This window comes from Streptomyces luteoverticillatus (assembly GCF_003970715.1).
Taxonomy (GTDB): Bacteria; Actinomycetota; Actinomycetes; order Streptomycetales; family Streptomycetaceae; genus Streptomyces; species Streptomyces abikoensis.
Genome location: NZ_CP034587.1, coordinates 662466 through 680702, shown reverse-complemented (window position 1 = coordinate 680702; position 18237 = coordinate 662466). Strand labels below are relative to the sequence as shown.

17 protein-coding genes are annotated in these 18237 nt (G+C 72.0%); 8 read left to right on the top strand and 9 right to left on the bottom strand.

Going from position 1 to position 18237, the window contains the following annotated elements:
* Positions 1-36 precede the first annotated feature (36 nt).
* A complete protein-coding gene (locus EKH77_RS02645; RefSeq protein WP_164737708.1) occupies positions 37-900 on the top strand; it encodes an AurF N-oxygenase family protein in 864 nt (287 codons plus the stop codon).
* A 32-nt stretch (positions 901-932) separates the two neighbouring features.
* On the opposite strand, the gene EKH77_RS02640 is transcribed toward EKH77_RS02645, so the two are convergent.
* Positions 933-1802: an LLM class flavin-dependent oxidoreductase gene (locus tag EKH77_RS02640; RefSeq protein WP_126912822.1), complete on the bottom strand. Its 870-nt coding sequence runs from the start codon at positions 1800-1802 to the stop codon at positions 933-935.
* Positions 1803-1998: 196 nt separating this feature from the next.
* On the opposite strand from EKH77_RS02640, the gene EKH77_RS02635 reads away from it, so the two are divergent.
* Both EKH77_RS02635 and EKH77_RS02630 read left to right on the top strand, forming a co-directional pair.
* Positions 1999-2982: a hypothetical protein gene (locus EKH77_RS02635; RefSeq protein WP_126912821.1), complete on the top strand. Its 984-nt coding sequence runs from the start codon at positions 1999-2001 to the stop codon at positions 2980-2982.
* Positions 2983-3158: 176 nt separating this feature from the next.
* Positions 3159-4229, top strand: coding sequence for a methyltransferase (locus tag EKH77_RS02630; RefSeq protein ID WP_126912820.1), 1071 nt, complete (start codon positions 3159-3161; stop codon positions 4227-4229).
* A 64-nt stretch (positions 4230-4293) separates the two neighbouring features.
* On the opposite strand, the gene EKH77_RS02625 is transcribed toward EKH77_RS02630, so the two are convergent.
* Positions 4294-5883, bottom strand: coding sequence for an FAD-binding oxidoreductase (locus EKH77_RS02625; RefSeq protein WP_126912819.1), 1590 nt, complete (start codon positions 5881-5883; stop codon positions 4294-4296).
* A gap of 164 nt (positions 5884-6047) precedes the next feature.
* Here EKH77_RS02625 and EKH77_RS02620 point away from each other — a divergent pair, with 164 nt between their 5' ends.
* Positions 6048-6755: a ribonuclease H family protein gene (locus EKH77_RS02620; RefSeq protein WP_126912818.1), complete on the top strand. Its 708-nt coding sequence runs from the start codon at positions 6048-6050 to the stop codon at positions 6753-6755.
* A gap of 56 nt (positions 6756-6811) precedes the next feature.
* On the opposite strand, the gene EKH77_RS02615 is transcribed toward EKH77_RS02620, so the two are convergent.
* Positions 6812-8452, bottom strand: a complete 1641-nt coding sequence (locus tag EKH77_RS02615; RefSeq protein ID WP_126912817.1) for an ADP-ribosyltransferase domain-containing protein — start codon at positions 8450-8452, stop codon at positions 6812-6814.
* A 201-nt stretch (positions 8453-8653) separates the two neighbouring features.
* On the opposite strand from EKH77_RS02615, the gene EKH77_RS02610 reads away from it, so the two are divergent.
* On the top strand, positions 8654-9328 hold the full coding sequence (locus tag EKH77_RS02610) for a macro domain-containing protein (RefSeq protein WP_240667188.1): 675 nt from the start codon (positions 8654-8656) through the stop codon (positions 9326-9328).
* Between the two features lie 49 nt (positions 9329-9377).
* On the opposite strand, the gene EKH77_RS02605 is transcribed toward EKH77_RS02610, so the two are convergent.
* Both EKH77_RS02605 and EKH77_RS02600 read right to left on the bottom strand, forming a co-directional pair.
* Positions 9378-10355 (bottom strand): asparaginase, encoded by a 978-nt coding sequence (locus EKH77_RS02605; protein ID WP_126912815.1) that lies wholly within the window; start codon positions 10353-10355, stop codon positions 9378-9380.
* 61 nt (positions 10356-10416) lie between these two features.
* Positions 10417-10833: a winged helix-turn-helix transcriptional regulator gene (locus EKH77_RS02600; protein WP_126912814.1), complete on the bottom strand. Its 417-nt coding sequence runs from the start codon at positions 10831-10833 to the stop codon at positions 10417-10419.
* Positions 10834-10966: 133 nt separating this feature from the next.
* On the opposite strand from EKH77_RS02600, the gene EKH77_RS02595 reads away from it, so the two are divergent.
* Positions 10967-11848 carry an NAD(P)-dependent oxidoreductase gene (locus EKH77_RS02595; protein ID WP_126912813.1) on the top strand — a complete coding sequence of 294 codons (882 nt, stop codon included), beginning with the start codon at positions 10967-10969 and terminating at the stop codon, positions 11846-11848.
* Positions 11849-11900: 52 nt separating this feature from the next.
* On the opposite strand, the gene EKH77_RS02590 is transcribed toward EKH77_RS02595, so the two are convergent.
* The gene (locus tag EKH77_RS02590; protein ID WP_126912812.1) at positions 11901-12437 is read right to left on the bottom strand and encodes a GNAT family N-acetyltransferase; all 537 of its coding nucleotides are present in this window, start codon (positions 12435-12437) and stop codon (positions 11901-11903) included.
* Positions 12438-12526: 89 nt separating this feature from the next.
* On the opposite strand from EKH77_RS02590, the gene EKH77_RS02585 reads away from it, so the two are divergent.
* A complete protein-coding gene (locus EKH77_RS02585) occupies positions 12527-13762 on the top strand; it encodes a hypothetical protein (RefSeq protein ID WP_126912811.1) in 1236 nt (411 codons plus the stop codon).
* On the opposite strand, the gene EKH77_RS02580 is transcribed toward EKH77_RS02585, so the two are convergent.
* From EKH77_RS02580 to EKH77_RS02570, 3 genes are read right to left on the bottom strand one after another with little or no spacing between them, the layout of a single operon-like run.
* Positions 13738-13986 carry a hypothetical protein gene (locus EKH77_RS02580; protein ID WP_126912810.1) on the bottom strand — a complete coding sequence of 83 codons (249 nt, stop codon included), beginning with the start codon at positions 13984-13986 and terminating at the stop codon, positions 13738-13740. The two genes, EKH77_RS02585 and EKH77_RS02580, sit on opposite strands and share 25 nt — an antisense overlap.
* Positions 13983-14246 (bottom strand): hypothetical protein, encoded by a 264-nt coding sequence (locus tag EKH77_RS02575; RefSeq protein ID WP_126912809.1) that lies wholly within the window; start codon positions 14244-14246, stop codon positions 13983-13985. The genes EKH77_RS02580 and EKH77_RS02575 overlap by 4 nt, the downstream gene beginning before the upstream one ends.
* 57 nt (positions 14247-14303) lie before the next feature.
* Entirely contained in the window at positions 14304-14978 is a 675-nt protein-coding gene (locus tag EKH77_RS02570) for a class I SAM-dependent methyltransferase (protein ID WP_126912808.1), read from the bottom strand.
* Positions 14979-15182: 204 nt separating this feature from the next.
* On the opposite strand from EKH77_RS02570, the gene EKH77_RS02565 reads away from it, so the two are divergent.
* Positions 15183-18110, top strand: coding sequence for a helix-turn-helix domain-containing protein (locus EKH77_RS02565; protein ID WP_164737707.1), 2928 nt, complete (start codon positions 15183-15185; stop codon positions 18108-18110).
* Positions 18111-18237 lie beyond the last annotated feature (127 nt).

Sequence of the window (18237 nt, the reverse complement as noted above, 5' to 3'; positions counted from 1 at the left end):
ACCCGAGCTCCTTCCCCGTCCCGGAGCCCCGCGGACGTGGCGCGACGCCTGCTCAGTGCCTCCGCCACCCGCTCCTACGACCCCGACAAGGACGTCGACTGGGAGGTCGGCGCACCGGACGACGCCTGGTTCGCCCCGCCCGAGCTGGTGTCGCTGTACGGGACGGCCACGTGGGACCGGCTGGACGCGCGGCAGCGCGTCGAACTCTCCCGTCAGGAACTGGCCAGCTACATGAGCATGGGGTACTGGGTCGAGCTGCTGGTCCTGCGTATGTTCTCCCGGCACCTGACGTCGCTGGCCCCCACCGACCCGCGCGGTCACTACGCACTCACGGAACTGGGCGACGAAACGCGCCACATGAAGATGTTCGGGCGTTGTCTGAGCGCTCTCGGCTGCCCGGTCTATCCTCTGCCCGCGAGCGTTCGCCGCCTGTTCCCGCTGGGCGAGCCGCTCTTCCAGGACCTCACCACCTTCGCCGTCACACTGGTGGGCGAAGAGGTACTGGACCATTACCAGCGCGCGCTCCTCGCCGCCGAACACGCCCATCCCCTGGTCCGCCAGATCTGCCGCATTCACGTCGCGGAGGAAGCCCGTCATGTGAGCTTCGCCCGGACGGAACTGCGCGATGCCGTACGCAGGGCCTCGCGGCGACGCCTCGCCTTCCACCGAGAACTCACCGGGTGCGCCGCGAGCCTGATCATTCCGGGCCTCCTCGATCCCAGCCTCTACGCCAGGGTCGGCCTCGATCCCGTCCAGGCCCGGCGCGAGGCCGGCCGGAACCCCCACCACAAGGAGTTCCGGCTGCGCTCCGGCGCGAAGCTGGTCGCCTTCCTCCAGGACGTCGGAATGATCACCCCGGCCCAGCACCACTGGTGGCGCCGCGCCGGCCTGATGCGCTGAGACCGGCCGCCGCCGCGCACGCCGCCGCCGGGTCAGAGCCGGGGCGGTCCCTGTTCGGCGCGGCGGAGGACCGTCCCGAGGTGGGAGAGGCGCGGGTCGCGGAGGGGGAGCCGTTCGTCCCACCACGTGGCGCCCGCGTCGCGTAGGGGCCCGACGACGTCCCGCGCGGCGGCCGCGTCCTGCCCGGGGGAGACGCCTCCGACGACCACCTCGAAGGGCGCGTCGCGGCGGTCGCCGGGCCGGTGGCGGCGGACGTAGGCCACCAGGTCGCGCAGCTCGTCCACCGGAGGGGCGCTGCCGTGCCCCGCCGACTCGAACAGGGGCACCGCGCCGTCCCAGCGGGCCGCGCGCCGCATGGGCCTGCGGTGCGGCCAGAAGCCGGCGATCCACACGGGTGGGCGCGGGCGCTGCACGGGCGGGGGCAGCAGTGCCACGTCCTCCGCGTGGAAGTGGCGGCCGTGGTGGGTGACCGGCTCGCCGGTCCAGTACGCCTCCAGGAGGCCCAGCCCCTCGTCCAGGCGCTCGGCGAGCAGGACTTCGTCCGTGGGCTCGCCGAAGCTGCCGTACTCGTCCTCGACCGGCCCGCCCAGGCCCGCCGCGAAGACCACCCGGCCGCCGCTGATCCGGTCCAGTGTCGCCACCTGCCGCGCCAGCTGGTGCGGCCGCCGCCGGGGCACGGGCGTGACCAGCGTGCCCAGCCCGATGCGCGTGGTGGCCAGCGCGGCCGCCGTGAGCAGCATCCACGGGTCACCGACGGGGCGAGGGGAGTCCTTCCGGTGGACGACGTGGTCCCACAGGAACAGGGCGTCCCACCCCGCCTCCTCGGCGGCCACGGCCAGGGCCGCCACGTTCCTGGCGTCGGAGAAGTCGCCGAAGTTGGGTACGTTCACCGAGAACCGCATCCTGGCATCGTGGCCCGGCCCGGGTCTCCCCGCAACGGTCGACGTAATTCCAGCCGTTCGGCGACTGCCCGGCGTTCGTCGAGTGGGCCGTGGGCAGGTATCCCGGGCGTACCTCGTATCGACTCTCGCATCACCCTCGCATCAACGGACACATCGACGGCCCCAGAGATACGGCCCCAGAGATACGGACTCAGAGATGAGGATGAACACGGGCATGGGATCAAGATCTGCGCGAAGATCCTGGATAGTGGTGCTGGCGGCGGCGGTCGGGCTTGTGCTCACCCCGGCACGGTTCACGCCGTCCACGGCCGTGGCGGCGGCGCCGTCGGCCCCGACGGCGAGTGCCGGCGGGTCGCAGTTGTACACCGCGCACGACGCTTCGGGCCGGGTGACGGTCACGGTGTTCCGGAACACCAGCTCCGACGCCCGCGAGATCTGGACGGACCAGGAGATCACGGTCGGCGACGACGCCATGGTCGCCATCGGCGGCGGCGCCACCGCCGTCGAATACCCGGCGGGCGCCCTGCTGACCGCGTCCTACCCGAACGACTCGCGGACGGGGTGGATCGTCAGCGCGAAGGACCACGCGATAAAGCAGGAGTACCAACTCACCACGTATGTCATCGGACTGAAGATCGCCGGCATGACCCGGGACGAGCTGAAGAACTACCTGGTCTACCACGACGAGGGCCGGGCGTACGGTTCGACCCCGTCCGCCGCGTCGCACCTGGACTCCAACACCGACGTATTGCTCGGCGGCGGGTTCCGGACCTTCTGGAACGGCTGGGGGCAACTGGCCACCGGCTCCTACCCCTCGGGTCCCGTGGAGTGGACGGCGAGCTCGAAGGATCACTTGCACGCGTCCCCGGGAACCGTCCAGTCCTGGGCCATCGGCATCAAGAGGAACCTCCCCGTGGGCACGATCGACCCGTACGTCTCGCGGCCCGCCGCGTCGCAGCGGTCGAACCATCCGTCGTCAACAGCCCGTGTGGAGCCGGGGTTCGTGATGACCGGCGGCGGTGGCAGGGTCGCCTCCGACGGCCAGGGCTGTGCGCTGTGGAGTCTGGATCCGTCGATCGACAACTCCGGCTATCAGACCTTCAGCGTCCGCGCGAAGGACCACGCCGAGCCCGGCACGGGCATCACCTGGGCGTGGACCATGGGTATCAGGCTCGTCTGAACCGAGCGCGACCGCCCGGGCGGCCGTGGTGGGGGTCCGGCCCTCGTCGTTGAAAGGGGCACGAAGTGGCGTGAGATGCCCTGGCGGCCGGCCGGGCGGCGCGGCCATCGTGGAGTCGTACAGCCCGGCATATGCCGGACGGCCGGCACTTCGGAACCGCTATGGAGGCAGCCCCGATGGACCACACCGCCCCCTCCGCCCCTTCCGCCCCCTCCGCTCCTGATTCCCTCTCCGCCATCGATCCGCTCGCCGCGCACCTCACCGACTACGCGCTGAGCTATCTGCACTCCGCCGCGCTGCGCACGGCCGCGCGGCTCGGTGTGGCCGACCACCTCGCCGACGGTCCCCGCGGCGCGGACGAGCTCGCCGCGCTGACCGGCGCCTCCGAAGGACACCTGCGCCGGATACTGCGGCTCCTCGCCACCAGGGACGTCTTCCACGAGGACGACAAGGGCGCCTTCCACCTCACGCCCCTGGCCGAACGCCTGCGCTCCGACACCCCGTCGTCGTTGCGCGAGGCCGTTCTCCTGGCCACGGACGAGTCCTTCGTGCGGCCCGCCACGCGGCTGGAGGACGCCGTGCGCACCGGACGCTCCGTCTTCGACGAGATCTACGGCGCCCCCTTCTTCGAGTACCTGTCCCGCGAGCCCGGCGCGGGCGAGGCGTTCGACCGGGGCATGGCCAACGTCTCCGCCGGCGAGGACGACGCGGTCGCCGCCGCGTACTCCTTCCCGGCGAAGGGCACGGTCGTGGACGTCGGCGGCGGGCGCGGCGGGCTGCTCGGCCGGACGCTGGCGCGCAACCCCGGGCTCACGGGCGTCCTCTACGACCGGGACGCGGTGCTGCGCGGTCACTCGCTCGACGTGCCCGAGCTGACCGGACGCTGGGAGGTCCGGCCCGGTGACTTCTTCACGTCCGTCCCGGCCGGAGCCGACGTCTACCTCCTCAAGCGGATCCTGCACGACTGGTCCGACGAGGAGTGCGTCCGCATCCTGCGCGCGTGCCGCGCCGGCATGAGCGCCGACAGCCGTCTCCTCGCCGTCGACTGCGTCATCCCGCAGGACAACACACCGCACCCCGGGAAGGTCCTCGACGTCCTGATGATGACCGCGCTGAACGGCCGGGAGCGCGGTGAGGAGGACTTCCGCCGGCTGTTCACCGAGGCGGGGCTGCGGCTGGTCCGCGTCGTGCCGACAGGGTCGGCCGTGTCGATCGTCGAGGCGGCCCCGGTGGCCCCGGTGGCCTGATGTGCCGCGCCGGCCGGGCCCCGCCGCGCGTACGCCTGCGGGGACCGGTCGGCGCGCCCGTGCGTCAGAGCGCCTGGGGGAAGTCGAAGACGCGCTTCGGGTCGTACCGCCGCTTGAGCTCCGCCAGCCGATCCGCCGCGTCCCCGTAGTAGGCCCTGCGCCAGTCCGTCAGGCCGGCGTCCGTGTAGTTCTGGTAGGCGGCGCCCGAGGCGTGGCGGCCCATCGCCGTGCGCGTCCCGTCCAGCCAGGCGGTCTGCGCGGTGCCCGGCCCGCCCGCCGCCCACGACGTCAGGTACTGGGCCAGCACGCGCGAGCTCCGGTGCACGAAGGCCGTGTCCAGCGGCTTGACGCGGTTGACCGCGCCGCCCAGGGCCGTCAGCTGCACCGAGGCGCCGCCGCCCTTGACCCCGCGCCCGAAGCGTTCCAGCTGGTCGAGCAGCGTGCGGACGCCCGCGTCGTCCAGCGAGCGGTCGAAGAAGTCCGAGCGCGCCGCGTACGTCTCGCGCTCCAGCTTCCCGGAGGACTCGCGGCCCGGAGTGGTGCCCGGGAGGTGGCACTGCTCGGTGGTCGTGTCGCCGCAACCGGCGTAGCGGCGGACCGTGTCGAGGTAGGTGTGACGGCGCAGGCTGACGGTCCCGATGCCGTCGCTGCCGCCGCTCGCCGAGGCCACCTTGCCGATCAGCTCGTCGTAGGCGTTCTCCAGGTCCCCGTACGAGCCGATCGAGAACGCGGCGACGGATATGTGGGGGGTGCCGCCCGCCGCGACCGACAGGTCGCAGGCGGACCAGATCTCGTCCGGCCGGCCCGGTCCCCACTCCTGCCACGCCCGCACGACCGCCGCGGCCTTGGACCAGGGGAAGGAGACGTATCCCGTCACTCCCTCGCCGACGGCGTGGGTGCGGAAGCGGAGCTCGGTGACGACGCCGAAGTTGCCGTTGCCCGCGCCGCGCAGGGCCCAGAACAGGTCGGCGTCGCGGGTGGCGTCGCAGTCGAGGGTCTTGCCGTCGGCGGTGACGATCGTGGCGCCGGTGAGGTTGTCGCAGGTGAGACCGTAGGCGCGGGAGAGGACGCCGTGCCCGCCGCCCAGGGTGAGCCCGGAGACCCCGACGGTGGGGCAGGAACCCGCCGGGATGGTCACGCCGTGCGCGGCCAGGCTCGTGTACACGTCGATGAGTTTGGCGCCGGCGCCGATGACGGCACTGGACGCGGACGGCGTGCGGACGCTCCTGAGCCGCGAGACGTCGATGACGAGCCGGCCGTTGCCGCTCGACCAGCCCGCGTAGCTGTGGCCGCCGTTGCGGATGGAGACGGGTATGGAGAAACGACGGGCGAAGGCCAGGGCCTCGGTGATGTCCGGGGTGCCGGCGACGTAGGCGATCGCGGCCGGGCGCAGCGCGTCGAAGCGCGTGTTGTAGAGCTGACGGGCGGCGGTGTAGTCGGCGTCGCCGGGGCGTACGAGGCCGCCGGCGAGGCCCTTGCCGAGGGCGGTCCAGTCGCTCTCCGCGACCTTGGCCGCTTTGGACGCGCCCCACGCGTCGGCGGCCCTCTTGGTGTCGGCCCTCGCCGTGCCGGTCGTCGTCGTGGCGCCCCATGCGGCGGTCGCCGCCAGCCCCGTGCCCGCCGCTGTCAGGAGTGTGCGCCTGCTGATGGCCATGCCGATCCCTGCCCCTTTGGTGCGTGTGCGTGCGCATGTGTCCGCGCGCGTGCGTGTGCGCTGATGCGCTTTACCGAGTCCCCGTTGATCAAACAGATGGGTCGGTGGGGGCGGGTGGTTCCGGCCGTGAGCGACTGATGCCGAAGTGCTGGCACCATGGTGGGATGCACGAACAGATCACCGCCGCGTGCGACGGCGCGTCGAAGGGCAACCCCGGGCCCGCCGCCTGGGCATGGGTCATCGGGGACGCCACCGGCGAGGTGCGCCGCTGGCAGGCCGGACCGCTGGGCACCGCGACGAACAACGTCGCCGAACTCACCGCGCTCCAGGAGCTGCTGGAGTCCACCGACCCGGCCGTCCCCCTGCAGGTGCGGATGGACTCCCAGTACGCGATGAAGGCCGTGACGACATGGCTGCCCGGCTGGAAGCGGAAGGGGTGGAAGACGGCCTCCGGCACCCCGGTGGCCAACCAGGGGCTCGTGATGCGGATCGACGAGCTGCTGACCGGCCGCGCCGTCGAGTTCGTGTACGTACCGGCCCACCAGGTGGACGGCGACCCCCTCAACGCCGCCGCCGACGCGGCCGCCAGCCATACCGCCCGCACCCAGCGGGAGGCGGGCACCTCCCTCGGCTCCGACCTTCCGGAGCCGGAGGCCGGGGCCGCGCCCCGGGCCGGCGGCGGCCGCGCCCGGAAGCCCGCCGCCTCGGAGCCGGGGGCGGGGCGCCCGTCGAGCGGCCGGGCGAGGGGGTCGCTCAAGGCGAGGTTCCCCGGGCGCTGCCGCTGCGGAAAGCCGTACGCGAAGGGCGAGACGATCGCGAAGAACCCCGACGGCTGGGGCCACCTCGCCTGCGCCACGGCCACGACCGGCTGACGGAGCCGGCCCCGGTCAGGAGCTGACGGAGCCGGCTCCCGGTCGGAACACTTCGCTCAGGACACGAGGGTCTGCTCCTCCAGCTCGGTCAGCCTCACGGTGCACAGGCCGCCGCGCTCCGCCTTCACGTCCGTCACCTTGAGCTGCGTTCCCGGCGCGAGGATGAACTCCTCCTCGCCCGTGAACGCGGAGAAGTTCTGGATGCCCACGGCCCGGGCGGGCGTCACCTCGAAGAGCGTCCGCTTGCCCCTGCTGCCGAGGAACGCCCGGGCCACGCCGAGCTTGGACGTGCACGACGAGACGCCCCACCACGTGACGGTCCGGCCGACCGGGTACTGCGCGCGCAGGTCCAGCGACACCCCGCGCCACAGCGGTTCCGTGCGGGCGGGAAGCCCCGACACCGCAGAGAACAGCAGCCGCAAGTACGGGAGGTAGGGGACGATCCTGCTCCGGTCCGGGGCGCGCAGAATGGCGTTGATCTCCCGGTAGAACGCGGACTCGCAGGTGTAGAGGTAGAGCGCGGCGATCGCGTCGGCGGACAGACCGCCGGCACCGGCCGCCTCGTCCGCCCGCCTCTTGCCGAAGTCGTGCGACAGATCGACATGCTGGCCGAGGCCGGACAGCAGCTCGGCGACCGGCGCGACGGCGTCCCGGAACTCCATCAGCGGGGTGTCGAAGACACCGGTGATCGCGGGGAGGGCCAGACCCTCGTCCTTGACGCCTGCGAGCCGCTCCAGATACAGCTGGTGCAGCTCCATGGTGGACGCGATGAACGCCCCCATGCGTTCGGCGACGCCGCCGTCCGCCCCGCCGGCCTCCGACGAGGCGTCGTTCCACCCCTTGCTCGGCAACCAGTCGATCTGATCCATGCCCAGCGACGCGAGGGCGTCGTTCACCACGCCGAAATGGTCGCCTTCGCAGAAGATGTCGCCCTGTGCGGCGGGATTGGCGTGGTCGATGTGCCGGACCTCGACGTCGGGGTACTTCTCCTGGAGCCTGAGGACGATCTTCTTCAGGTTGCGCGCGTGCGCGCCCCACCACGCGAAGACGACACCGCGGTCCTCCTCGTCGGCGTTCTGCTTGGCCTTGAGGATCTCCTCGACGATCCGCTCGGCGACCGGACGCCAGAACACGGTGTGCCGGTCCGCTCCCCGCGCCTCGGCACTGCTGGCGGTGAGTGCCGCGTTCAGCAGCAGCACACCCTGGGTGAGCATCGCCTGGAACCACTCCGGCGGCTGGACGGTGTCCTGCTTCTTCAGCAGCGCGCGCACGTCGGCGATCGGCGTCTTCTTGGGTATGCCGTACTTCCACATCGCCGCCGCCTTGATGATGCAGCGGATGCTGACGACCCGTCCGAACTGACTGTCCTTCCAGTCGTGGAAGGTGTTGTCGAACATGGCGATGCCGGTGGCGCTCTCCGGCCGCGGGTAAGGGTTCTGGCCGAAGACGACGACCTTCCACTTGTGCGGCGGGTTGGGCTTGAGCGCCTGGAAGGTCAGCTCACGGACGGGGACGACCTCCGGGCCACGTCCCGTGCCGATGAAGGCGGCCGCGTCCGGCTGCGCCTCGATCACCGGCTTCAGCAGTGGAAGCCACGGTTCCCCGCCGCCTTCGAAGAGCTCGGCGAGGGCCAGCGGGTCGTTCGGGTCGGGGGTGGCGGGCGTGGCGGGCGTGGCGGGGGTCTGGGCGTCGCTCATGGTGCGGGGACTCCGGTCTTCGTGGGAGCCCGTCGGATTGGCCGGCGGACCCCACAGCTGTGCGGGACGCCACTGTTATACCGAGGGGGTCCGACAACGGCGCCGGGCCGGAACGGGCTTGTCAGTGGGGCGCGGTAGCGTCGTGAACGACCGAGGGCCGCATCGCCGAGGGCCGTCTTCCGATCGGAGTGGAGCATGAGCATGGACCGTACGCAGTCGCCGTTGAAGGTGGTGCTCACCGACATCAACGCGTCGGTGGTGGAGGCCTGGCGGGCGGCGTTCGCCGACACCCCCGGGATCGAGATCCGCAAGGGCTCGATCCTGGACGAGAAGGTCGATGCCTGGGTGACTCCGACGAACTCCCGGGGCCGGATGGACGGCGGGGTCGACGCGGCCATCAAGCGGCACCTCGGAGCGGGCATCCAGCTGCGCGTGCAGCGGGCGATCCGCGACCGGTTCGCGGGGAGCCTGCCGGTGGGCAGCGCGGTGTGCGTGCCGTCCGGGGCGGTCCACCCGAAGTTCCTCATCTCGACGCCGACGATGGAGCACTCCGCACAGAATGTGAGCGAGACCCTGAACGTGGCCCTGGCGTGCGCCGCCGCGTTCCAGGCGATACACCAGCAGAACGCGAAGGCGCCGGGCAGCATCGAGTCGGTGGCACTGGTCGGCATGGGCGCCCACACCGGCCGGGTGCCGGCCCGGGTGTGCGCGAATCTGATGTGGACGGGCCACACGCTGTTCCACGACTACCGGTTCGAGGACTACGACGACCTGCGGAGCACGATCGTCGCGCAGCTCGACGACATCGAGAACGCCCCCGTCGAGGAGCGCGTACGCATCACGCCGCCGCCCCGGAGCCGCCGCTCCCGTGGCTGACCGAGGCGCTTCCGTAGCCGACCTCGGCCGGACACCTCGGCCGGACACCTCAGCCCCGTAGGGCGAACGCTTCCGCGATGTCGTCGCGCCCGGCTCCGGCCGCCAGTAGCAGCCGGAGCAGTACCCGGGCCTTGTACGGGTCGAGGAAGCCGCTGTCGATCAGTCCGCGGCGCCGCAGGTCCGTCTCCGAACCGGGCGCGCTGTAGGTGTGCCGCAGGACCGGACCGCTCCCGGTGCGCGAGGTCAGTACGACCGGCATGTGCTCGGCCAGGGCGCCGAGCCGGGGCGCGAGCGCGCCCGGCACGTGGCCGACGCCGAACCCGGCGACGACCAGGCCCCTGTGGGTGGCCTCCAGCCCCTGGAGCCGGTCGCCGTCGTCGTCCAGGGTGACCACGTGCAAAGCGACGCGGGCGTCCTCGAGCCGCTTCCGGTCGGGCCCGGCGGGCAGCGGTTCGTGCCGGGGCGGGATGAGGAGCATCCGTACCCGGCCCTCGACGATGTGCCCGAGTGGGCCGGTGTTCGGCGAGGCGAAGGTCGCGGTGCTCGTGCTGTGCGTCTTGCGCACCCATCGCGCCGCGTGCACCTCGTCGTTGAGGACGACCAGCGCACCCGCGCCGCGCGCCTCGGGGGCCGTGGCGACGCGTACGGCGGCGAGGACGTTGGCCGGTCCGTCCGCCCCCGCCATGGCCGGCTGCCGCATCGCACCGGTCAGCACGAACGGCGCCTCGTGCGGCCACACCAGGTCGGCCAGGAACGCCGTCTCCTCCAGGGAGTCGGTGCCCTGGGTGACGACCACGCCGTCCGCGCCCTCGGCCACGGCTCGCGAGGCGATGGCGACGACGTCCAGGAACTGCGCGAAGGTGAGGCTTCCGCCGGGCACGGCCTGCACGTCCCGCACGTCCAGGGGGACGCCCAGCTCCGTCAGGCCTGGTACGGCCGCGGTGATCTCGGCCCCGCTCAGCCGCGCTCCCCGCCCCCGGCCCGGCACCGAAATGGTGCCCCCGAGTGCCAACAGTACGACGCCCAAGGCCTGCCCCCCTCGCCCCGTGTCACCACCGCCGGGCGAAGCCCCGCCGGACGCCCCCAACCTACATCCCGGTACGAACACTTGCACTTGGGGACGGCGTCGCACTGGCCCTACGGGCCTGAACCGGGCCGTTCGCGGGTTCGGGCGAGGTGAGCGAGGTGATGCGCTCCATGTTGGCCGATCCCCACTCGCCCAGCGGCATGAGGGCGCCGAGAAGCGACGCGCCGAACTCGGTCAGGGAGTACTCCACCTTCGGTGGCACCTGGTGGAACTCCTCGCGATGAACTAACTGGCTCGCTTCCATCTCCTTCAGCTGGCTGATCAGGACACGCTCGCTGATGCCGTCGACCGCACGCCGCAGCTCTCCGAAGCGCAGTGGTCCATCGGTGTGGAGTGCCCACAGGATCAGCATCTTCCACTTGCCGCCGACGACGGCGAGGGCGGCGTCGAACCCGCAGGTGAAGGTTCGTTTCTTCATCAGTACTCCCACTGATCCAAAGGTAAGTACCCGCCAAAATAGTCGGTACTTGAGGAAATGTCCGCTTGAGCCGGAGCATGGAGCGTCAACGGCCGAAGGGCCGAAACCACCCGTGTTCCGACTGGAGTTGAGCATGCCTGCAAACGACCGCACGCCGGTGACCGTGATCGGGTTGGGGGCTATGGGCACCGCGCTGGCGGAGGCGTTCGTCGGGGCGGGGCACCCGACGACCGTGTGGAACCGGAGCGCGGAGAAGGCCGTGCCACTCGTCGCCAAGGGAGCGCGCCACGCCGGCACGGTGGAGGAGGCGGTGGCCGCCGGCCCGCTGGTCATCACCTGCCTGACCACGTACGACGCCACCCGCGAGGCCCTGGAACCGGCCTCCGCCACCCTTGTCGGGCGCGCGTTGGTCACCCTCAACACCGGGACACCGGAAGGCGCCCGTCGGATGGCCGGCTGGGCGGAGGCGCGAGGAGCGCGGTTCCTGGACGGCGCGGTCAAGAACGTTCCCACAGCCGTCGGCGCACCCGGCACCCTCCTGTACTACGGCGGCGACAAGGGCGTGTTCGACACGTACGAGCGGACACTGCGGGTGCTGGGCGGGGACACCGTCCACCTCGGTGACGAGCCGGACCTGGCCGCGCTCTACGAGCAGGCCGTGGGCGGGCTCCTGCTGCCCGCCCTCCTCGGCTTCTTCCAGGGCGCCGCGCTGGTCACCGCACGCGGCCTGACGGCCGGCACCCTGGTGCGTTATACCGTCAAGTGGCTGGAGATGATCGCCTCCGAACTGCCGGCCATCGCCGAGGAGATCGACAGCGGCGACTACACCCGACCGCGCGCGACGGTCGGGATATTTCACCAGGGCATCGCCAATGTTCCCCAGCTCGGCCGGGAGGCCGGCATCGATGTGTCCTGGCACCTGCCGATGCACGCGCTGCTCGAACGTGCCGTCGCCGACGGCCACCGTGACCACAGCATCTCGGCACTCGTCGAGACGCTCCGGAAGCCGGAGTAGCAGGGGCGCCGCCTCGGCGCCAAGCCGATCCGATCCGATCCGCGCCGTGCCGTCAGCCGACCCGTCGGGCCAGCACCTGCCCCGGCCAGGAGTCGGCCAGGAACCGGTCGGTGGGGGCGAACCCGTTGCGCTCGTAGAACGCGACCAGCTCGCCCCCGCCGCCCGCCCAGCAGTCGACCCGCAGCAGCTCCACACCGGCCCGCCGGGTCTCCTCGACGGCGTGGGCCAGCAGCGCCGCCCCGATGCCCAGACCGGCGTACCGCCGGTCGGAGACCAGCAGCCGGACGTACCGCTCGGGTTCCCCGGCCGGGGCGATCGGCATCTGCGGGCTGGGCCCGGAGTCCAGCACCATGGCTCCGACGGGTGTTCCGTTGCCGCCCAGTTCCGCGATGTAGGGGACGTTCTCGGTCATGTATCGCTCCACCCTCGCCACACCGCCGGGCTTCCGCGAATACGGCGTCGTGCCCCACTGCTCGGTGTTGCCGCGACCGTTCATCCAGGCCACCGCGGCGTCGAGCATGTCCAGAACGGCCGGTGCGTCGGCCAGGCCGCCTGGTCTGATCCGTATGTCATGTGTGCTGTCGTTCACGGCGGAATCTTAAGCAGTCGCGGCGTCGGCTGCTAGAATGAGCGTGTTGGCCTTCGGCGCCCCAATGGGTGCGTCCGGAGGCTTTTTTCATGCCTACTGACACATGCAGATCCACATCCACATCCACATCCACACCCACATCCACCGCACCTACTGTCGTCGGCTACCGCGCCCTCCTGCGCAACCGCGAGTTCGCCGGCTTGTACGCCGGCTTCACACTCACTGTCGCCGCCGGCACCTTGTCGGGCTTCGCGCTCGGCACATTGGTCGACCGCCAGACACAGTCCCCGTTCCTGACGGCCGTGAGCATGTACGGCGCCACCTTCGCCACGGTCCTCGGGGCGCTGACACTGATGTCGGTCGCGGACGGGAGCCGTCCCCGCCGCACCCTCCTCGCGCTCCAATGCGTCTCGTTCGCGGCGGTCGCCGCGCAGGCGGTTCCGGGGCTGCCGTTGGCCGCCCGGTTCGGGCTGCTCCTGGTGGTGGGTTTCTTCCAGTCCCTGGCGACCGGCACGCGGATGGGGTTGCTCGTCGAGGTGATACCGGACTCCGCCTACGCGCCGGCACGTTCGCTGATGAACATCACCTCGGGTGGCATGGCAGTCCTCGGCTACGCCGTCGGCGCCGTATTGCTGCGGCACCTGAGTCCGAGAGAAGTGTTCATCGTCGCCGCCGCTCTGACCGGTATCGGGTTGGTCCTCGTGTGGGCGACCATCCGGGAACGCTCGATCCGTCTGACCCGTCGCTCCGGACTGCGAGAGACCTGGACAGCGAACATCGCACTCTTCTCCCGCCCCGGCCGAAGGGCACTGCTGCTGAACCTGTGGGTTCCCAACGGCCTGATCGTCGGCTGCGAGGCCTTGTTCATCTCCTACGACCCGGAACTCGCCAGTGTCCTCCTAGGCGCCGGTTCGGCCGGCATGCTCCTCGGGGACCTGACCGTCGGGCGGCTGCTCACCGCCGACCAGCGACGCCGCTGGGCGTTCGCCCTGCGGCTGCTGCTCGCCGCCCCCTACTTGGTGTTCGCCGTCCACCCGCCCGTGCTGGTGGCGACGGCCACGGTGTTCGTCGCCAGTGCCGGGTTCGCCGCCACTCTGCCGCTCCAGGAGCAGCTTCTCGCGTCGACGGCCGATCCGGTCCGCGGTCAGGTCCAAGGCGTCGAGTCCGCCGGCCGGATGACATGGCAGGGCATCGGAGCCGCGATCGCCGGCGGTGTCGCCCAGTACCTCACCCCCGGCACCACGATCTCCGTTCTGGCCGCAGTCTCCCTCACCATCACGGTCTTCACCCGCCGTGCTTGTCACCTCGGTTCGGCGCACACATAGGCACCCACGGCGATCCAGATCGTTTCCGTCCGGTACGGGCAGGCAGCCGGTGTGCCGAGGGACAGCGTGCGGACCGGCGTGGCGCGCACCTCGTGTGGGCGCCGCACCACCCCGTCGCCCGTCAGGACCACCTCACCACCCTCCCGGTGGACGCTGAGGTGCACGGGGCGACGGGCCTCGAGCCACAGCACGCGGGACGTGGCGCCCAGCGTCCCGGCGTTCACCCGTAGCGTGGGGGCGGAGGCGGGTGCGCGGAGGCCAACCAGGAGTCACGCAGGCACGGCGACACGCCCTCCACCGCCTCGTACAGCGTCACCCCGAGGGAGAACAGGTCGCTGCTCGTCTTCCGCTCCTTGACCGCCACTTCGGTCTGGAGGCGGGCGTCGTGCGCCTTCCAGACGCGTCCCATGCCGCCCGAGGCGGTCGACTGCACCAACTGGCAGCGGCCTCCGACGACGTCGCCCGCTTGTGCCCCCTCAGCCACTGTGCCCCCGCTCAGTGTGAATAGGTGTCCGAGAGCATAAAGCGGGTCCCGAGGCCGTTACTCGCCCTTGCGCATCAGCAGATGACCTCGCCGGTACCGCTCGTCCTGGCGCGGTTCACGAAGCATCCGGCCGATCTCGACGAACCCGGCTTCGCGGGCCAGCCCCGCCACGTCGTCGATCGGCCACCGGTAGGCCGTCGTCACCTTGTGGTCGAACGCTGTGACCGGCCCGCCCTCCGACTCGAAGAAGGCGAGCAGGAGGTGGCCACCGGGTGCGAGCACCCGCTGGAACTCCGCGAAGTACGAGGGGATTTCCTGGGGCGGGGTGTGGATGACCGAGTACCAGGAGAGGATGCCGCTCAGCTCGCCGTCGGCCAGGTCCAGGGCGTCCATGGAACCCACCTCGAACCGCAGGTCCGGGTGTGCCTCACGGGCGAGATCGATCATCACGGGCGAGAGGTCGATGCCGAAGGCGTCCAGTCCCAGGTCGCGCAGATGCGCCGTCATGTGCCCCGGGCCGCACCCCAGCTCGGCGACGGGACCGGCACCGGCCCCGGGACCGTCCCCGGAGGTCAGCGTGAGCTCGGCGAACGCGGCGAGCACCGCACGGTCCAGCGGAAGAGCGTCGAGCGAACCACGGACGAATTCGGCGTAGCGGACGGCGACGGCGTCGTACGCGTCCGCTGTCGTACGGAGGTACGGGGAAAGGGAAGGGGTAGGGGAAGGTTCCATCACGAGCGAGCACCCTATGGCCTACCTCCTGGGCCCTGTCCACCGGCCGCCGTGCAAAAGACCATGTCAGCGTGGCCGGAATCGCACATTTCCCGTGCAAGGGTGACCAGAACGCATCCTTCCCGGTCATCGGACCCGTCCATCATTCATCAGGGGGGCACGTCGAACGACGTCGTACGGACGGACCGAGGTGAAGGGTTGAGCGTGAGGAACGTGCTTCTCGAACGCGACGAGGCGTTGGCGGAGGCGGCGAGGGCCGCCGAGGCCGCACGGTCCGGCAACGGGCGCTGGCTGCTGTTCCGTGCGACGACGGGCCTGGGCCGCACCGCCCTGCTGGAGGAAGTGGCGCGGCGGGAGGCGACGGTGGGCGGCATGCGCGTCCTGCACGCGCGTTGCTCGCCGGAGGAGTCGGCGTTCCCCTTCGGCCTCGTGCGCCTGATCTTTGCCGAGGCCGAGGCCGGGGCCGGGGCCGAAGTCGATGGCGAAGACATCCCGTTCGCGGACCCGCCGGCTGCCGAGGAACAGCAGACCTTCCACTGTCTCGTGGCCTCCCTGGCCCGCACCGCCGCCCGGCGCCCCGTGCTCGTGGCCGTCGACGATCTGCACGACGCCGACGCGGTGTCACGCCGCTGGATCGGCTACCTGGCCCGGCGGCTCGCGGGCCTGCCCGTGCTGTTGCTCCTCACCGAGTGCCTCACCGAATACCCTGAGAAGGACAACACCGCGCTGCCCGGCGCGACGGGTACGTCCGTGACGCTCCGCCCGCTCGGCCCCGCGGCCGTCGCCCGCCTCGCGCTCGCCGGCCCGACGCGTACCCGGAAGCAGGACGCCGACCGGGCCGAGCTGTGCGTCCGGGCGTGCGCCGGCAATCCCGCACTGGTGCACGCCCTCCTCGCCGACCTCCGTGAGGGGCCGCCGCCCGGCCGGCTGTCCGACCTGGCCGGACGCCGCTACCGGGACGTGATCGGTCACTGGTTACGAACCCGCGCCACCCCACGGTCGCGCCGCCTGTCGCTGGCGATGGCCGTCGCTGGGGACGGTCCCGCGCCGCTCGGTGGAAGGCTGCTCCACGAGGCCGCCGACCTCGGGCCCGACGGGCACAACGCCCCTGCGGACGCGCCTGCGGACGCGCTCGGCCTCGGCCGTCTCTTCTCCCACCCCCTGGCACGCGAAGCCGCCCTCGCGGCCGCCGAACCCGCCGAACTGGACGCGCTGCGCCGCCGTATCGCCCGGCTGCTCGACGAACAGGGCGCGCCCGCCGCCCATGTCGCCGCGCATCTCCTCCACATAGAGCTCCACACAGAGCTCCACACAGAGCCCCGTGCGGACCTCCACACCGACCGGCCCGGTGAGGAGTGGATGACGCAGTCCCTGGAGGACGCGGCCGAGGACGCCGTCCGCGACGGCCGCACCGACGAGGCCACCAGCCTCCTCCGCCATGCCCTCACCGCCCCGCTCGCCCCCGCCCGGCGCGCCGGACTCGCCCTGCGCCTCGCCGCCCTGGAGCTGCCCCACAGCGCCGACGCCTGCATCCGCAGACTGCGCGCGGCCCTGGAGCTCCACGCGGACGGCCACCAACGCGCGGCCGTCGCGCCCGCCCTCGGCGCGGCGCTCGTCGCCCGGGGCCGTACGGACACCGCCATGCACGTCATGCGCCAAGTGGGCAGTGCCGTGGAGGACGACGAGCTCGTCCGCGTGCTGCAGACCACCGCCGCCCTCATGGCCTCCCATGACGCGATCGCCTGGCGCAACGCCGTCGCCCGCATGCGGGAGCTGGCGGCGACAGCCCCCGCCACCGTAGAGCCGCTCGCCTGCGGCCTGGTCACCGAGTACGAGGCCGGGGCCGGCGGGCTGTCGGCGGCCGAGGCCATGACCCGTGTGCTGCCACGGCTGAAGGCACCGGTGGACCCCCGGCTCCGCACCGGCTGGCTGGGCAGCGCGGCCACCCTGCTGCAGTGGGCCGACCGGCTGGACGAGGCACGCGCGCTCGCCGACGAGTGCCTTCCCGCGCCGCCCGCGCTCCCGGACCTGACGGACATCGGTCAGCAGTGCCTGATCAGCGTGCGGGCCGAGGCGGCCCTGTGGGTCGGCGACTTCCGGCGGGTCATCGCCGAGAACGCCCCGCTCCTGGACGCCCGCACCGCGCAGGGGCTCCGCATGCCCCACCTGGTGTCCATGGTGGCGCTCGCCCACCACGAGCTCGGCCACCGTGCCCACGCCCGGCGGCTGGTGGCAACTCTCGACGAGGTGAGCGCGAGCGCCGACAGTTCCTGGGAGTGGAACGAGCTGCGCCACGCCAGGGCTCATATGCATATGGCCGAGGGGAGCTGGCAGGCCGCCCTCGACGACTATCTGTCCTGCGGCCGTGGCCAGAGCGCCCGCGACTTCGTCAGCCCTGTGGCCACGCCGTGGCGGTCCGGCGCGGCCCTCGCCCTCGTCAGACTCGGACAGCCGGCGCGGGCCCTGGACCTCGCCGAGGAGGAACTGCGCCACGCGCGGACCTGGGGGACTCCCCGTGCGGTCGGCCGGGCGCTGCGGGCCCACGGCGCGGCGGTGGGCGGCCGTCGCGGGCTGGACTCGTTGCACGAGGCGGTTGCCGTGCTGAGGCAGGCCCCGGCACCCGTGGAACTCATCGAAACGCTGCTCGACCTGGGACAGGCGCGGATCGGCGCCGGGAACGGCCGCAAGGGCCGGGACGATCTGCACGAGGCCCACACCCTGGCGCTACGGCTCCTGGCCCCCGACTCCACTCCCGACTCCACCCCCGAATCCACCCTCGGTTCGGAACCCGACCCCGACCCCGACCCCGACTCCGCTCCGGTCGCCGGACGCCTGGTCCGTGCCACCGAGAGCGCTCTGCGCACCGGGGGTGCCCGTAGGACCCACCGCGTCGCGATGGGCAGCGCCGCGCTCACCGTCGCGGAACGGCGCATCGTCGAGCTCGCGGCCATGGGGCAGACGAACGCCGAGATCGGTGCGGCGCTCCATCTGGCCCGCCGCACGGTGGAGACCCACCTCACCAACGCGTACCGGAAGCTGGGCGTGACGCGCCGCACCCAGCTCGCGTCCTGTCTGGGCGGGGCGGGCACAGGGAACCCCTCGGCCGCACGGGACATGACCGCGCTTGCCTGATCCGACGTCGCGTCCGCTGTGTTCGTGGTCTTCCACGATGCCCGGCCGCCCGGCCGCCGGGCATCGTGGGAACCGCGCCGGGCAGCACCGGCAGGACCACCCGCACCGGCCGTGGTCCGGGTGCGGG

What these genes read in the sequence shown, in the direction of transcription:
- EKH77_RS02640 (WP_126912822.1), bottom strand. Translation starts at nt 1,802, where the DNA reads ATGCGGTTCTCGGTGAACGTACCCAACTTCGGCGACTTCTCCGACGCC.
- EKH77_RS02635 (WP_126912821.1), top strand. Translation starts at nt 1,999, where the DNA reads ATGAGGATGAACACGGGCATGGGATCAAGATCTGCGCGAAGATCCTGG.
- EKH77_RS02630 (WP_126912820.1), top strand. Translation starts at nt 3,159, where the DNA reads ATGGACCACACCGCCCCCTCCGCCCCTTCCGCCCCCTCCGCTCCTGAT.
- EKH77_RS02625 (WP_126912819.1), bottom strand. Translation starts at nt 5,883, where the DNA reads ATGGCCATCAGCAGGCGCACACTCCTGACAGCGGCGGGCACGGGGCTG.
- EKH77_RS02620 (WP_126912818.1), top strand. Translation starts at nt 6,048, where the DNA reads ATGCACGAACAGATCACCGCCGCGTGCGACGGCGCGTCGAAGGGCAAC.
- EKH77_RS02615 (WP_126912817.1), bottom strand. Translation starts at nt 8,452, where the DNA reads ATGAGCGACGCCCAGACCCCCGCCACGCCCGCCACGCCCGCCACCCCC.
- EKH77_RS02610 (WP_240667188.1), top strand. Translation starts at nt 8,654, where the DNA reads ATGGACCGTACGCAGTCGCCGTTGAAGGTGGTGCTCACCGACATCAAC.
- EKH77_RS02600 (WP_126912814.1), bottom strand. Translation starts at nt 10,833, where the DNA reads ATGAAGAAACGAACCTTCACCTGCGGGTTCGACGCCGCCCTCGCCGTC.
- EKH77_RS02595 (WP_126912813.1), top strand. Translation starts at nt 10,967, where the DNA reads ATGCCTGCAAACGACCGCACGCCGGTGACCGTGATCGGGTTGGGGGCT.
- EKH77_RS02585 (WP_126912811.1), top strand. Translation starts at nt 12,527, where the DNA reads ATGCCTACTGACACATGCAGATCCACATCCACATCCACATCCACACCC.
- EKH77_RS02570 (WP_126912808.1), bottom strand. Translation starts at nt 14,978, where the DNA reads ATGGAACCTTCCCCTACCCCTTCCCTTTCCCCGTACCTCCGTACGACA.